This window comes from Pseudomonas sp. FP1740, from assembly GCF_030687165.1.
Taxonomy (GTDB): domain Bacteria; phylum Pseudomonadota; class Gammaproteobacteria; order Pseudomonadales; family Pseudomonadaceae; genus Aquipseudomonas.
On record NZ_CP117461.1, the window covers coordinates 6,516,972 to 6,530,849 of the forward strand.

The window sequence follows — 13,878 nt, forward strand, 5'->3', positions numbered from 1 at the left end:
AGATGGAAAAACTGGAAGACGATTACCCTGGCGATGCCGAATGGCAAGTGCTTGTGCAGTTATATGAAGAAGACTATCTCGACGACGACGCCCGCTCCCTGGCGAAACAACTGGATGGCAACCTCGATATGGCGGTCATTCTCTACGGTAAAAGAGGGCTCAAGGAAGGTTTGTGGTGGGTCGAACAGCAGGTGCCGGCCTTGGATAACATGCGGCCGGCCGATTGCCTCAAGGATCCGAAGCTGATCAAACGCCTGAGGACTGCGCTAATGCGCATGCCGTAACCAACAAGGAGAAAGGTGCAATGGAAGGCATCGAATTGCGCAACCCGCACAACGATTACGCAGCCGTCAGACACTTACGTCGGATTAACATCCCGCATGTCTGACGCACTCTGGGCCGCCCGCCTGGGCGATGCACTCGACCACACCTCGATGATGGCCGACATTCTTGGCGGTGTGCTGGAGGTGGCGGCCAATATCGCGATCACCGCGCTGGCGACGGCGGCCGTGGTAGCGGCCACGGGCATCACCGTCGTCACCGGCGGCCTCGGCTGCTTTCTGCTCGGCGCGGTGGTGGGCACCATCGTCGGCCTCGCCATGAGCAAGACCGGGGCCGACAAAGGCTTGAGCAACCTGTGCGAGAGCTTCAGCAATGCGCTGTTCCCGCCCACGGTGCAGGCAACGATTCTCACCGGCTCCACCAACACCCTGACCAACAACATGCCCGCCGCCCGGGCCGCCGGGGCGATTCCATCCCATGTCGCGCCAGCCGGCACCGAGCTGGAGGCACCCGAGCCCGAAGCCGAGCCCAGCTATCTGGACATGGCCGAGAGCTTCTTCTCGCAGATGTGGCGCCCCACCGTCGCCACCCCGGCGCCCGGCGCCGTGCCCAAGCCGCTGGATCTGGTCACCTGCATGAAGCATCCGCCGATGCCGCCGCAGTTTCTGGCCGAGGGCTCGGACAAAGTCACCATCAACGGCCAGCCCGCCGTGCGCAGCGGCGACCGCACCACCTGCGACGCCAAGGTCGTATCGTCCGGGCTGATCTCATCGAACGTGACCATTGGTGGCGGTTCGGTGGTAGTACGTGAGATCCGCAGCGGCAAGACCCCGGGCGTGGGGCTGGCGGTCACCGCGTTGCTGATGCTCAAGGGCGGCAAAGGCAAGTTCTTCAGCAAACTGCCGTGCATGCTGATCGGCGGCGCGACGTCGATGGCTGTCAGCAGCGCCATGGGCGCCATGGCCAACGCCGCCATGGGTTCGTCGAACCCGGTGCATGCTGCGACCGGGGCCAAGGTGCTGGGTGGGGACGAAGAGCTGGATTTCGTGCTGCCGGGCATCTTGCCGATCGATTGGCAGCGCTTCTACAACAGCCGTGACGAACGCCGCGACGGGCTATTCGGCGCCGGTTGGAGCGTGTCCTACGAGGTGTGTGTTGAAATCCTGCCTCACCCGGAGGGTGGAGAAACGCTGGTCTACACCGATGAGCAGGGCCGGCGCATCGATATGGGCTCGATTCCTCTGGGCGGCGCGGTGTTCAGTGCGGGTGAAGGGCTGAGTGTTCGGCGGCATCGCAATGGGGAATTGTTGATTGAAAGCGATGACGGGTTGTATCGGCTGTTCGACGGTACACCCGGTAATCCGTCGTTGTTGCGCCTGAACCAGCTCGGCGACCGCAATGACAACCGCATCCACCTCGACTATGACGACGGCGGGCAGCTTGTTCGGCTGCGGGACACCTTCGATCTGGTGCAGGTCGAGCTGATTCAAGAAGACCGTCGCGTGGCTCGGGTGGAACGCCTGTACCCCGACCAACACCGCGAAGTACTCGTCAGTTACGGCTATGACGCAGCCGGCAACCTGGCCGAAGTGCGCGATGCCACCGGCCAGGTGCAACGGCGCTTCAGCTACGACGCTGGGCGGCGGATGGTCGAGCATCAGTTGCCCACGGGGCTGCGTTGTTTCTATGAATGGGCCTTGATCGAAGACCTTGAATGGCGCGTGGTCCGGCACTGGACCGACGAAGGCGACACTTACCAGTTCGACTATGACCTGAAGGCCGGTGTCACACGCATCACCGACGGCTCACAGCGCATCAGCACACGACGCTGGAACACCCAGCACCAGATCACCGAATACACCGACAACCTCGGCCAGACCTGGCAGTTCGAGTGGAACGACGAACGCCAATTGCTCAGCGCGACCGACCCGCTGGGCGGACGCTACGAATACAGCTACGACGACGCCGGCAACCTGATCGGCGAAACCGACCCGCTGGGCCGCAGTGACTCGACCTTATGGCTCGAGCACTGGGCCTTGCCGCTGGTGGAAACCGATACCGCGGGCAACAGTTGGCAGTATCGCTACGATCAGCGCGGCAACTGCATCGCCGAGACCGATCCGATGGGCCACATCACGCGATACCGCTACGACACCCACGGCCAGGTCGTCGAGATCATCGACGCCACCGGCAAAAGCAAAAGGCTGCGCTGGAACCCGTTCGGCCAACTGGTGGAACACATCGATTGCTCGGGTTATCCGACGCGGTTCAACTACGACAACCGGGGCTATCTGCAAACGATCACCGATGCCCTCGGCGAACGCACCCAATTCAGCTACGACGCCCAGGGGCGGTTGCTCAGCAGCCAATTGCCGGACGGTCGCACCGAACAGTATCAGCGCGACGTCGCCGGCCAGTTGATCGGCTACACCGACCCGGCCGGGCACACCACGCTCTATCAACACAACCGTCGCGGTCAGGTCCGCCAACGCACCGACGCCCACGGCCGGCAGGTGCAGTTTGGGTACGACCGCTATGGGCGGCTGCAGGCGCTGACCAACGAAAATGGCGAGAGTTATCGGTTTGCCTGGGATGCTGGGGATCGACTGATTGAACAACAGGATCTGGATGGCAGCGCCAAGCGCTACACCTATGACCTGCTGGACAACGTCGCGGCGGTCACGGCTGTTCCGGCGCCTTATGGCAACGGCTTGGCCGTCGTCCCCGAGTCGCCTCCCGCTCCCATCGTTCATCGGCTGGAACGGGATGCCGTTGGCCGGCTGATCGCCAAAATCACCGACGATGGCCGCACCGACTACTCCTACGACTCACTGGACCAGCTCACCGCTGTCACCTTCACCGACCACCACGGCAACGCACAAACCTTGAGCTTCGCCTATGACGCCCTCGGTCAATTGCTCGAAGAACAAAGCGCGGCCGGCAACCTGCACTACCACTACGACGAACTCGGCAATCTCATCCAGACCCAACTGCCCGACGGCCGCTGGCTCAATCGCCTGTACTACGGCAGCGGCCACCTGCACCAGATCAACCTCGACGGCCAGGTCATCAGCGACTTCGAACGCGACCGCCTGCACCGCGAAGTGCTGCGCACCCAAGGCCAGATCAGCACCCGAAGCGAATACGACCGCAGCGGACGTTTACGCTCACGCCAACGCCGACACACCAGCCAGCCATCGCTGATGCCGGCAGCGGTGCAGAAACATTTCGAGTACGACCCCGCCGACAACCTGATCGGCAAACTCGACCAGCAACCCGCCACGCAACACCGCCAACTGCTGCACTACGACGCCACTGGCCGCATCATCGCCAGCCAGGACAGCCTGCACGGCCAGCGCGAAACCTTCGCCTACGATGCCGCCGCCAACCTGCTGGACGACCCACAACCCGGCGCCGGGCTGGTGGTGCACAACAAACTGCTGACCTATCAGGACAAGCGTTATCGCTATGACGCGTTTGGCCGGATGATCGAAAAACGCAGCGCTAAACGAGGCCTGCAGCGCTTCGGTTACGACGCCGAAAGCCGGTTGATTGAAGTGCGCAATGAAAACGGCAGCGTGGTCAGAATGACCTACGACCCACTGGGCCGGCGCATCGAAAAAACCGTACACGACACCAACGGCTACCCTCTCGGCGAAACCCGCTTCACCTGGGACGGCCTGCGCCTGTTGCAGGAACATCGCCATCAACAGACCAGCCTCTACCTCTACGAAGACGAAGGTTACGAGCCCCTGGCCCGCGTCGACGGCACCGGCCCGCTGCAAAAAATCCGCTACTACCACAACGACCTCAACGGCCTGCCGGAACAGCTCACCGAAGCAGACGGCCACAACGTCTGGCAGGCGAGTTATCGGGTGTGGGGCAACACGTTAGAAGAGGTGCGCGAGCCGTATTACATTGAAGAGCAGAATCTGCGGTTTCAGGGGCAGTACCTGGACCGGGAGACGGGGCTGCATTTCAATACGTTCAGGTTTTATGATCCGGATGTGGGGCGGTTTACTACGCCGGATCCGATTGGGTTGATGGGGGGATTGAACCTCTATCAATATGCGCCAAACCCTCTGACGTGGATGGACCCATGGGGATGGGCATGCAAAAGCGCAGTCAGTGGCAATAAAGGCCGAACCAAGGCGATTCATGACCTTAAGCGGAATGGGTTTAAGGTCGTCGCAGAAGAAGTCACTATGAAGGTCAATGGGAAACGTATCCGGGCTGACTTCGTAGCCAAAGACCGAAACGGAAAACTGCATGTATTTGAAGTGAAGCACGGCACCGGGAAGTTGACCCCCAACCAAACCGACTCCAACGTCTTCGACATGACTAAGCCGGCCAACACCACACAACATCTGGGAGGGGGGACGATAAAACCTTCAGCCGGCACGCAGGGTACATTCAAGGTTGATACCAAAGGGAAGCCGGGGGTGCCGCTGGGTGGGAAAGGCGCACAGCACAATGCAACCTTCAATCTTTTAATCTACAAGTGAACATAATGAGCATAGAAATTCGTAAAAGTTTGGAAGCGGAATTACTGGCGGCGCTAAAGAAGACAACGTCATCCCACTTGGACCTGAAAGCAAGCAAAAACAAACTTGGCCTACTTATCTCCAAGGAAAAGCTTGGGGAAATTTACATACAACACTTGACCAAGGCCGATGGCTACTATGCGGGCCTGGAGGTTTATACATGCGAGGCATTTAGTTTCTGCATAAACCAATCACCGCCCTATCAGAGCCGACTATTGAACTCATCTTTTTTGTCGAAAAGTTCATTATCGGAAGAAACAAAACAGTTTGGTGACGAGCTGGGCGGCATCATTAGAACTCCAGCGCCTGATGAAATAAACGAAACAGTACAAAAAATAAACGAACGACTGACAAAATTTTACCTGTCAAAGGCAGAGAACTGCATCCTTGGCACTCCCTCATTAATTGACGACGTATTGGCAGAACCTGACAACTATGCGTACCCCTTTCTAACCGCATTATTTGCAGCGCAGAAAAATGACCTGAGCCTGGACTCAGACGTCTTTAAAAAAGTCCTTGCAACCAAATCAATATTCGGAAACAAACAATTTGATTTGGCTTTGGCAAATAAAATTCTGAGGACAGATAACAAGTAGCCCCCAAGGAACTATTCACCAAGATCGACAGTACCTGTTGGTCCTAAGTAAGGTGAAAAAGCTGCTGGTGGAGATTAACGATGCTTGAAAATACATTCTCAAATGACGAAGCGGCCATTACGCCAACGGATCTGGATCACCTGGAATCCGCCATTGGCAAGAAGCTACCGACGCCCTTTAGAAACCATTACCTCAAGTACAACGGTGGCGTACCGGAGCGGACCTATTGGGTCAGCGAAGATTTTGACGAGCCACTGGAAATGGCTGCATTCAAGCCGATTACCGGTGGCGACTCCACGCTGCTGTCCACCTACCAGTTGATGCTAAAAAAACAGGTACTTCCTGCACACCTCCTGCCTTTCGCGAACGACTGGGGTGGTAACTTCTTTTGCCTGAATCTTGATACGGAGGCCGTTAGTTACTTCACCACTGACAGCTTTGATAGTGACCTAAGCCCTGAAGAAAATCAGGCTGAATCCGAAAAGCTGGTCTGCTCGAATTTCCTCCAGTTTGTTCAAGGCCTGATCGATGAGGAAGATTTGGACGAGGAATGAGGCGCTCAGCAGCCTGGCCGACGGGGTGCATTTGTTGGTAGAGCGCGCGCTGGATCACCTGAATGAGCCGGAAATAGCAGCGATTCTCGCCAGGAAACAAAGCCGAGTCGGCTGATCCGCCAGACAGAAAAAATGGGCACCCAACCTCGTTGGCGTGCCCATTTTTTATCCCGCTCGCCCGCTGTGCGGGAAGTCGGTGCGTGTTACGGATTAACGCTGTCTTTCAACGATTTTCCTGGCTTGAACGCAACAGTGTTGCTGGCCTTGATCTTCACCGGCTCACCGGTTTGCGGGTTTTTGCCGGTGCGGGCACCGCGATGGCGTTGCAGGAAGGTGCCGAAGCCCACCAGCGTGACGCTATCCTTGCGATGCAGAGCGCCGGTGATTTCTTCGAGAACGGCGTTGAGAACGCGATTGGCCTGTTCTTTGGTGAGATCTGCTTTTTCCGCGATGGCAGCGGCGAGTTCTGGTTTACGCATGAGTGAAGCCCCTTTGACGGTTTTTTGTTGTTATGTCCGTGCTGTTCTCGTTGGAACAGCGCCCAAGGCGCCGCAGGTGCTCTACTCTGCGGCAGACGGGAATGAGGATGGCATGCGCGCAAGAGTGGCGCCAGTCTCCCCGCGACCTTTGTGGGAGCAAAAACGGGGTGATTCCGACAGAACGACCGGTATTTACGCCAACAGGGCCGGAAGTTCTTTGTTCAGGGCGAGTTTTTCCATCACCGCCGCGCCGGTCAGGGCATAGCCCAGCAATTTGCCGGCGCTGTCGCGGCACAGCACCTTGATGTCCGCGCCCTGCCCTTCGACCGTCCAGAAGCCCTCCGCGCCCCGTGGCGGCGGCGAAACCACCAATGGGCAGACCGGGGTTTTCACGGTGATCGGCATCGGGCCGTAACTCACCGCCGTAGGGTTTCCGGCGAGGGTCTGGGCCAGCGCTCTCGCACAGCTCATGAGGGGCATGACGTACAACAGATTCAGCCCATCGACCTCGGCGCAATCGCCCAGGGCGTAGATGTTGGCGTGAGAGGTTTTCAGGTGGCGGTCGACCACCACACCACGATTGACCTGCACCCCGGCAGCGGCCGTCAGGTCGATGCGCGGACGCAGGCCGATGGCTGACACCACTACGTCGCAAGGGATGACCTGGCCGTCAGACAGATGCGCTTCCAGGCCGTCAGCCACTCGCTGCAAGCGATTGAGCACCGGCCCGAGGTGGAAGCGCGCGCCCAGGCTTTCCAGGCCGGCCTGGACCGCAGCGGCCGCCGCCGGGTGGAGCAAGGTCGGCATGACTTGTTCGCAGGGAGCAACCAGTTGCACTTCGTAGCCACCGAGAATCAGGTCGTTGGCAAATTCGCAGCCGATCAAACCGGCGCCCAGCAGCAGCACCCGACGCTTGCCGGCCGCCGCCGCGCGAAAACGTGCGTAGTCTTCAAGGTCGTTGATCGGGAAAACCGCGTCGGCCGCGTCGCCTTCAATCGGCACCCGCACGGTTTCCGCGCCCCAGGCCAGGATCAGGTCACGGTAGATCACCGATTCTTCGCCGATCCACAGGCGTTTGTGGCCCGGATCGATGCCGCTGATGCGCGTGTGGGTGCGCACTTCGGCTTTCAATTGCTCGGCCATGGCGCCCGGCTCGGCCATGCTCAGGCCATCGGCGTCCTTATTCTTGCCAAAGCCGGTGGAAAGCATCGGCTTGGAGTAGGAGCGTCCGTCATCTGCGGTAATCAACAGCAGCGGGGTTTCGCCATCGAGTTTGCGAAACTCCCGGGCCAGGTTGTAGCCAGCCAGCCCAGTGCCGACGATCACGACAGGTGCGTTCATTCCTAGCTCCTTGGATGCTTAGTTGATTTCAATCATTTCAAAATCCATTTTGCCCACGCCGCAGTCCGGGCACAGCCAGTCTTCCGGCACGTCCTGCCACGGTGTGCCCGCCGCAATACCGTCGTCCGGCCAGCCTTCGGCTTCGTTATAGATCAGGCCGCAGACCACACATTGCCACTTTTTCATTCAGGTATTTCCTCGGGATTCAGGCTTTTGCCGGCGCGAACGGTCGATAGATGAAGCGTTGCCGTCCGGCTCAGGGCGTTTTGTACTGATCGGGCCCGACAGATGCAAGCCTGTTCGGCGCAACGGCAGGCCGGATCAATCAAACTCGCCGCCTGACATGGTAAGCTCGCCGCCTCATTTGCTGCCAATAATGACTCACTGTGCCGCACTCAAAAGCCCCTTCCCCGACGCCGCTCTGGCTTTCTCAAAGCCAACTGATGCCCCGCCCCGACACGTCTACGCTCGATTGGTTGTTCGATGAAGGGTCACTGACCCGACGCCTGACCCGTTTGTCGAATGACGGTTTCAGCGTCACGCCGCTGTTCGAAGGCTGGCAATCGCTGCGCGCCGACGAATGTGCCGCGCTGGAGCTGGCCGAAGGCAGCGAAGGCTGGGTGCGCGAGGTGTATCTGCGCGGCCATGGTGAAGCCTGGGTGTTTGCCCGCAGCGTGGCGGCGCGTAGCGCGCTGCAGGGCGACGGATTGCACATGGATGAGCTGGGCAGCCGCTCCCTGGGCGAACTGCTGTTTTGCGATCGGGCGTTTCAGCGCCGGGCCATCGAGGTTTGTCACTATCCTCAAGCGTGGTTGCCGATGGAGGCTCAAGCACCTGAACTGTGGGCCCGGCGCTCGCGTTTCGACCGTGGCGCCCGGAGCGTGCTGGTGGCCGAGGTTTTCCTGCCGACCCTGTGGAGCGCCGCCCGCGCGCATCCGGAGAACTGCTGATGTACCAGAACCTGCTCAAGTCTCTGAACCGCGTGAATCCTCGGGCCTGGGATTTCATTCAGCTGACCCGCATGGACAAGCCGATCGGCATTTACCTGCTGCTGTGGCCGACGCTGTGGGCTCTGTGGATTGCCGGTGAAGGTTCGCCGTCACTGGCCAATATCGTGATTTTCGTGCTCGGCGTGGTACTGACCCGTGCCGGCGGTTGCGTGATCAACGATTGGGCGGACCGCAAGGTCGATGGCCATGTGAAACGCACCGAGCAACGGCCGCTGGTGAGCGGCAAGATCAGCTCCAAAGAAGCCCTGGTGTTCTTCGCGGTGCTGATGGGCGTGAGCTTCCTGCTGGTGCTGTGCACCAACGCGGCGACGGTCTGGCTGTCGCTGGGCGGTTTGGCCCTGGCCTTCACGTATCCGTTCATGAAGCGTTACACCTATTACCCGCAAGTGGTGCTGGGCGCGGCGTTCTCCTGGGGCATGCCGATGGCGTTCACTGCCGAGACCGGTGAGTTGTCGGCGACAGCCTGGTTGCTGTGGATCGCCAACTTGCTGTGGACCGTGGGCTACGACACCTATTACGCCATGACCGACCGCGATGACGACCTGAAGATCGGGGTGAAATCCACCGCGATCCTGTTTGGCGATGCCGACCGGGTGATCATTCTGACCTTGCAAGGCCTGGCGCTGGGCTGCCTGTTGCTGGCTGGCTCGAAATTCCATCTCGGTGGCTGGTTCCACCTTGGGTTGCTGGTGGCGGCAGGCTGCTTTGCGTGGGAGTTCTGGTACACCCGCAGCAAAGACCGGATGCGTTGCTTCCAGGCGTTTTTGCATAACCACTGGGCGGGGTTGGCGATTTTCGTGGGGATTGTGCTGGATTACGCGTTGCGTTGACTGCGATTGATCTGTAGCAGCTGCCGAACGCAGGCTTCGCCAGCTGCTACAGGCTGTTTACAAGGCAGGCAAATCGCTTATTTGTGTTCGCCAATCACGTGCCACATTTTCATCATGCCGTCGCCTTTCATGTCTCCCGGCTTGCTGTCCATTTTGTAGGTGTACATTGGCTTGCCGTCGTAAGTCCATTGCATTGTGCCGTCGTCACGCTTGATCGGCTTCCATTCACCCATGGGCTTGGCATCCATCGGAGCCATCATCGGCGGCCAGTTCTTCGCACACTCACCCATGCACATCGACTTGCCGTCCTTGTCCTTGTCAAAGGTATACAAGGTCATACCCTTCTGATCGACCATCATGCCGCCTTTCATCATGGCGGGTTCTGCCGCAAAGGCCATGGACGGCAACGTTAGCGCAGCCGTGACCAGCAGGACCTTCCAGGATTTAGCAATGTGATTCATGGAAACCTTCCTTTTGTGGTTGTCAGGATTCGGAATTAGAGCTTAGTTCAGGATCGCGGCAATCGCAGGGCGGCTAAAATACTGTCACACGACTGCAATAATTCCGTTATCTAATGCGGCGCAAGACAGTTAAATGACAAGAGGATTAAGGCATGGTTGGCAGGAGCATTCTGATCGTCGACGACGAAGCGCCCATTCGCGAAATGATCGCCGTTGCGTTGGAAATGGCCGGCTATGACTGCCTGGAGGCGGAGAACTCCCAGCAGGCCCATGCCATTATCGTCGACCGCAAACCGGACCTGATCCTGCTCGACTGGATGCTGCCCGGCACCTCCGGCATCGAGTTGGCCCGCCGCCTCAAGCGCGACGAGCTGACCGGGGACATCCCGATTATCATGCTTACCGCCAAGGGTGAAGAGGACAACAAGATCCAGGGCCTGGAAGTAGGCGCCGACGACTACATCACCAAACCGTTTTCCCCCCGCGAACTGGTGGCACGCCTCAAAGCCGTACTGCGCCGCGCCGGCCCGACCGATGGCGAAGCGCCGATCGAAGTCGGTGGCCTGTTGCTCGACCCAATCAGCCATCGCGTGACCATCGACGGCAAACCTGCCGAGATGGGCCCGACCGAATACCGTTTGCTGCAATTCTTCATGACCCACCAGGAACGCGCCTACACTCGCGGCCAGTTGCTGGATCAGGTCTGGGGCGGCAATGTCTACGTCGAAGAGCGCACCGTCGACGTGCACATCCGTCGCCTGCGCAAAGCCCTCGGCGATGCTTACGAAAATCTGGTACAAACCGTGCGCGGCACCGGTTACAGGTTCTCTACCAAGGCCTGAGCCGGCCGCCAGACTCGCTGACAAGGACGCATATTTTCCGTGAATCAAAACTGGCATGGCACCCTGATTCGCCACATGCTGTTGCTGGTTACCGCCTGCCTGGTGATCGGCCTGATTTCCGGCTACTACGGCTGGAGCCTCGCCGTGGGCCTGGGTGTTTACCTGGCCTGGACCCTCAAACAGCTGCTGCGCCTGCACGAATGGCTGCGCCTGCACCAACCCGATGAAGCACCGCCCGACGGCTATGGCCTGTGGGGCGAAGTGTTCGACAGCATCTATCACCTGCAACGCCGCGACCAACGGGTGCGCGGGCGCCTGCAAGCGGTGATTGACCGGGTCCAGGAATCCACTGCCGCGCTGAAAGACGCAGTGATCATGCTCGACAGCGACGGCAACCTTGAGTGGTGGAATCGCGCCGCCGAAACCCTGCTCGGCCTCAAGACTCCTCAGGACAGTGGCCAGCCGGTGACCAACCTGGTGCGCCATCCGCGCTTCAAGGAATACTTCGAGCAGGACAACTACGCCGAACCATTGGAGATTCCGTCGCCGATCAACGATCGCCTGCGCATTCAGCTGTACATCACCCGCTATGGCAACAACGAGCACCTGATGCTGGTGCGCGACGTGACGCGTATCCATCAGCTGGAGCAGATGCGCAAAGACTTCATCGCCAACGTGTCCCACGAGCTGCGCACACCCCTGACGGTGATTTGCGGCTACCTGGAAACCCTGCTCGATAACGTCGAGGACGTGAATCCGCGCTGGACCCGTGCCCTGCAGCAAATGCAGCAGCAAGGCGGGCGCATGCAGACCTTGCTTAACGATTTGCTGCTGCTGGCCAAACTGGAAGCCACCGATTACCCGTCGGACAACCAACCGGTGTCCATCGACAGTCTGCTGCAATCGATCAAGAGCGACGCTCAGCAGCTGTCGGGTCAGAAAAATCAGCACATCACCCTGGAAGCTGACCCGACGATTCTGCTCAAGGGCAGTGAAGCCGAACTGCGCAGTGCGTTTTCCAATCTGGTGTTCAACGCGGTGAAATACACCCCGGCCGAAGGCAATATCCGCATTCGCTGGTGGGGTGACGAGCAAGGTGCACACCTGAGCGTGCAGGATTCGGGAATCGGCATCGACAGCAAACACCTGCCGCGCCTGACCGAACGCTTCTATCGCGTCGATTCCAGCCGCAATTCCAACACCGGCGGCACCGGGCTGGGGCTGGCCATCGTCAAGCACGTGCTACTGCGCCACCGGGCCCGCATGGAAATCAGCAGTGTGCCGGGGCATGGCAGCACGTTTACCTGCCATTTTGCGCCGGCCCAGGTCACCAAATCCCGCGTGATCAGCGCCGCGGACTGATACCGACTAGCACTCGCCACTAGGCAATCGATCAGTCAGCCGCTACATTGGCTGACTTGTGCCTGCCCTTCAGGCGCACTTTTTTCTTTCCTTTTGAATACACGGAACCCGCAAAACTCCATCATGGACCCTTCCCCTGGCTTGACCCTCGCAACAATATTCGCCGACTTCGGCATGATTCTTTTTGCTCTGATCCTGGTTTTGCTCAACGGCTTTTTCGTTGCGGCAGAGTTTGCCATGGTCAAACTGCGCTCGACCCGGGTCGAAGCCATCGCTGAACAGCACGGCTGGCGCGGGCATATCCTGCGCACCGTACACAGTCAGCTCGATGCTTACCTGTCAGCGTGCCAATTGGGTATCACCCTCGCCTCTCTGGGTCTGGGCTGGGTCGGCGAACCGGCGTTCGCGCACCTCCTGGAGCCTGTGCTGAGTGCCGTGGGTGTAGATTCCGCTGAGGTGGTCAAGGCAGTTTCGTTCTTCACGGCGTTCTTCATCATTTCGTACCTGCACATCGTGGTCGGTGAGCTGGCACCAAAATCCTGGGCCATCCGCAAACCCGAGTTGCTGTCGCTGTGGACGGCGGTGCCGCTGTACTTGTTCTACTGGGCCATGTACCCGGCCATCTACCTGCTCAACGCCAGCGCCAACCAGATCCTGCGCATCGCCGGGCAAGGTGAGCCCGGCCCGCACCACGAGCACCATTACAGCCGCGAAGAACTGAAACTGATCCTGCACTCCAGCCGTGGCCAGGACCCAAGCGACCAAGGCATGCGCGTACTGGCCTCGGCGGTGGAAATGGGCGAGCTGGAAGTGGTCGACTGGGCCAACTCCCGGGAAGACCTGGTCACACTTGAGTTCAACGCTCCGCTCAAGGAAATCCTGGCGTTGTTCCGTCGCCACAAGTTCAGCCGCTACCCGGTGTACGACAGCGAGCGCAAGGAGTTCGTCGGCCTGCTGCACATCAAGGATCTGCTGCTGGAACTGGCCGCCCTTGATCACATTCCCGAGTCGTTCAACCTCGCCGAACTGACCCGGCCACTGGAGCGCGTATCGCGGCACATGCCGCTGTCGCAACTGCTGGAGCAGTTCCGCAAGGGCGGCTCGCACTTCGCCTTGGTCGAGGAAGCCGACGGCAACATCATCGGCTACCTGACCATGGAAGACGTGCTGGAAGTGCTGGTGGGCGACATTCAGGACGAACACCGCAAGGCTGAACGCGGGATCCTCGCGTATCAGCCGGGCAAGCTGCTGGTGCGGGGTGATACGCCGCTGTTCAAGGTGGAACGCCTGCTGGGTATCGACCTGGACCACATCGAAGCCGAAACCCTCGCCGGGCTGGTCTACGAAACCCTGAAACGGGTGCCGGAAGAGGAAGAAGTGCTGGAAGTCGAAGGTTTGCGGATCATCATCAAAAAGATGAAAGGGCCGAAGATCATATTGGCCAAGGTGTTGATGCTCGATTAAGCGTGCTTTCGGTGGTGAGCGGGCTTTTGTGGTGAGGGGGCTTGCCCCCGTTGGGCTGCGGAGCGGCCCCAAAACCGGCTGCCGCGTTTACTCAGGCAGACCGCGTTGGCTGC

The 13,878-nt window shown here is 59.5% G+C and carries 13 protein-coding genes; 9 read left to right on the forward strand and 4 right to left on the reverse strand.

Annotated features, from left to right (window positions below; genetic code table 11):
• The first annotated feature begins 2 nt into the window (after nt 1-2).
• From PSH69_RS29420 to PSH69_RS29435, 4 genes are all read left to right on the forward strand, one after another.
• Complete coding sequence (locus tag PSH69_RS29420) at nt 3-284, forward strand: hypothetical protein (RefSeq protein ID WP_230175587.1); 282 nt, start codon at nt 3-5, stop codon at nt 282-284.
• 96 nt (nt 285-380) lie between these two features.
• Entirely contained in the window at nt 381-4,787 is a 4,407-nt protein-coding gene (locus tag PSH69_RS29425) for an RHS repeat-associated core domain-containing protein (RefSeq protein ID WP_305410559.1), read from the forward strand.
• Between the two features lie 5 nt (nt 4,788-4,792).
• Nucleotides 4,793-5,422 (forward strand): hypothetical protein, encoded by a 630-nt coding sequence (locus PSH69_RS29430; RefSeq protein WP_305410560.1) that lies wholly within the window; start codon nt 4,793-4,795, stop codon nt 5,420-5,422.
• A gap of 80 nt (nt 5,423-5,502) precedes the next feature.
• A complete protein-coding gene (locus PSH69_RS29435; protein ID WP_305410561.1) occupies nt 5,503-5,976 on the forward strand; it encodes an SMI1/KNR4 family protein in 474 nt (157 codons plus the stop codon).
• A 203-nt stretch (nt 5,977-6,179) separates the two neighbouring features.
• Here PSH69_RS29435 and PSH69_RS29440 read toward each other — a convergent pair whose 3' ends face one another.
• From PSH69_RS29440 to PSH69_RS29450, 3 genes are all read right to left on the reverse strand, one after another.
• On the reverse strand, nt 6,180-6,455 hold the full coding sequence (locus tag PSH69_RS29440; protein ID WP_003213368.1) for an HU family DNA-binding protein: 276 nt from the start codon (nt 6,453-6,455) through the stop codon (nt 6,180-6,182).
• Between the two features lie 192 nt (nt 6,456-6,647).
• On the reverse strand, nt 6,648-7,796 hold the full coding sequence (locus PSH69_RS29445; protein WP_305410562.1) for an NAD(P)/FAD-dependent oxidoreductase: 1,149 nt from the start codon (nt 7,794-7,796) through the stop codon (nt 6,648-6,650).
• Between the two features lie 18 nt (nt 7,797-7,814).
• Entirely contained in the window at nt 7,815-7,982 is a 168-nt protein-coding gene (locus PSH69_RS29450) for a rubredoxin (RefSeq protein ID WP_007896465.1), read from the reverse strand.
• A 200-nt stretch (nt 7,983-8,182) separates the two neighbouring features.
• Between PSH69_RS29450 and PSH69_RS29455 the strand changes: the two genes are divergently transcribed.
• Together PSH69_RS29455 and ubiA are read left to right on the forward strand one after the other, a co-directional pair.
• The gene (locus tag PSH69_RS29455) at nt 8,183-8,746 is read left to right on the forward strand and encodes a chorismate lyase (protein WP_305410563.1); all 564 of its coding nucleotides are present in this window, start codon (nt 8,183-8,185) and stop codon (nt 8,744-8,746) included.
• A complete protein-coding gene (gene ubiA, locus PSH69_RS29460) occupies nt 8,746-9,636 on the forward strand; it encodes a 4-hydroxybenzoate octaprenyltransferase (protein ID WP_305410564.1) in 891 nt (296 codons plus the stop codon). The genes PSH69_RS29455 and ubiA overlap by 1 nt, the downstream gene beginning before the upstream one ends.
• 77 nt (nt 9,637-9,713) lie before the next feature.
• Here ubiA and PSH69_RS29465 read toward each other — a convergent pair whose 3' ends face one another.
• Nucleotides 9,714-10,097: a hypothetical protein gene (locus tag PSH69_RS29465; RefSeq protein ID WP_305410565.1), complete on the reverse strand. Its 384-nt coding sequence runs from the start codon at nt 10,095-10,097 to the stop codon at nt 9,714-9,716.
• A gap of 152 nt (nt 10,098-10,249) precedes the next feature.
• Between PSH69_RS29465 and phoB the strand changes: the two genes are divergently transcribed.
• The 3 genes from phoB to PSH69_RS29480 all read left to right on the forward strand — a co-directional run bounded on the left by phoB (nt 10,250) and on the right by PSH69_RS29480 (nt 13,765).
• Entirely contained in the window at nt 10,250-10,939 is a 690-nt protein-coding gene (gene phoB / locus PSH69_RS29470; RefSeq protein WP_007896474.1) for a phosphate regulon transcriptional regulator PhoB, read from the forward strand.
• 75 nt (nt 10,940-11,014) lie between these two features.
• Complete coding sequence (gene phoR, locus PSH69_RS29475; protein ID WP_305412891.1) at nt 11,015-12,301, forward strand: phosphate regulon sensor histidine kinase PhoR; 1,287 nt, start codon at nt 11,015-11,017, stop codon at nt 12,299-12,301.
• A gap of 123 nt (nt 12,302-12,424) precedes the next feature.
• Nucleotides 12,425-13,765, forward strand: coding sequence for a hemolysin family protein (locus tag PSH69_RS29480; RefSeq protein WP_018927395.1), 1,341 nt, complete (start codon nt 12,425-12,427; stop codon nt 13,763-13,765).
• Nucleotides 13,766-13,878: the final 113 nt, after the last annotated feature.

Coding starts and splice junctions, on each gene's coding strand:
- PSH69_RS29435 (WP_305410561.1), top strand. CDS start 5,503: ATGCTTGAAAATACATTCTCAAATGACGAAGCGGCCATTACGCCAACG.
- ubiA (WP_305410564.1), top strand. CDS start 8,746: ATGTACCAGAACCTGCTCAAGTCTCTGAACCGCGTGAATCCTCGGGCC.
- PSH69_RS29480 (WP_018927395.1), top strand. CDS start 12,425: ATGGACCCTTCCCCTGGCTTGACCCTCGCAACAATATTCGCCGACTTC.
- PSH69_RS29430 (WP_305410560.1), top strand. CDS start 4,793: ATGAGCATAGAAATTCGTAAAAGTTTGGAAGCGGAATTACTGGCGGCG.
- PSH69_RS29450 (WP_007896465.1), bottom strand. CDS start 7,982: ATGAAAAAGTGGCAATGTGTGGTCTGCGGCCTGATCTATAACGAAGCC.
- PSH69_RS29465 (WP_305410565.1), bottom strand. CDS start 10,097: ATGAATCACATTGCTAAATCCTGGAAGGTCCTGCTGGTCACGGCTGCG.
- phoB (WP_007896474.1), top strand. CDS start 10,250: ATGGTTGGCAGGAGCATTCTGATCGTCGACGACGAAGCGCCCATTCGC.
- PSH69_RS29425 (WP_305410559.1), top strand. CDS start 381: ATGTCTGACGCACTCTGGGCCGCCCGCCTGGGCGATGCACTCGACCAC.
- PSH69_RS29420 (WP_230175587.1), top strand. CDS start 3: ATGGAAAAACTGGAAGACGATTACCCTGGCGATGCCGAATGGCAAGTG.
- phoR (WP_305412891.1), top strand. CDS start 11,015: ATGCTGTTGCTGGTTACCGCCTGCCTGGTGATCGGCCTGATTTCCGGC.
- PSH69_RS29445 (WP_305410562.1), bottom strand. CDS start 7,796: ATGAACGCACCTGTCGTGATCGTCGGCACTGGGCTGGCTGGCTACAAC.
- PSH69_RS29440 (WP_003213368.1), bottom strand. CDS start 6,455: ATGCGTAAACCAGAACTCGCCGCTGCCATCGCGGAAAAAGCAGATCTC.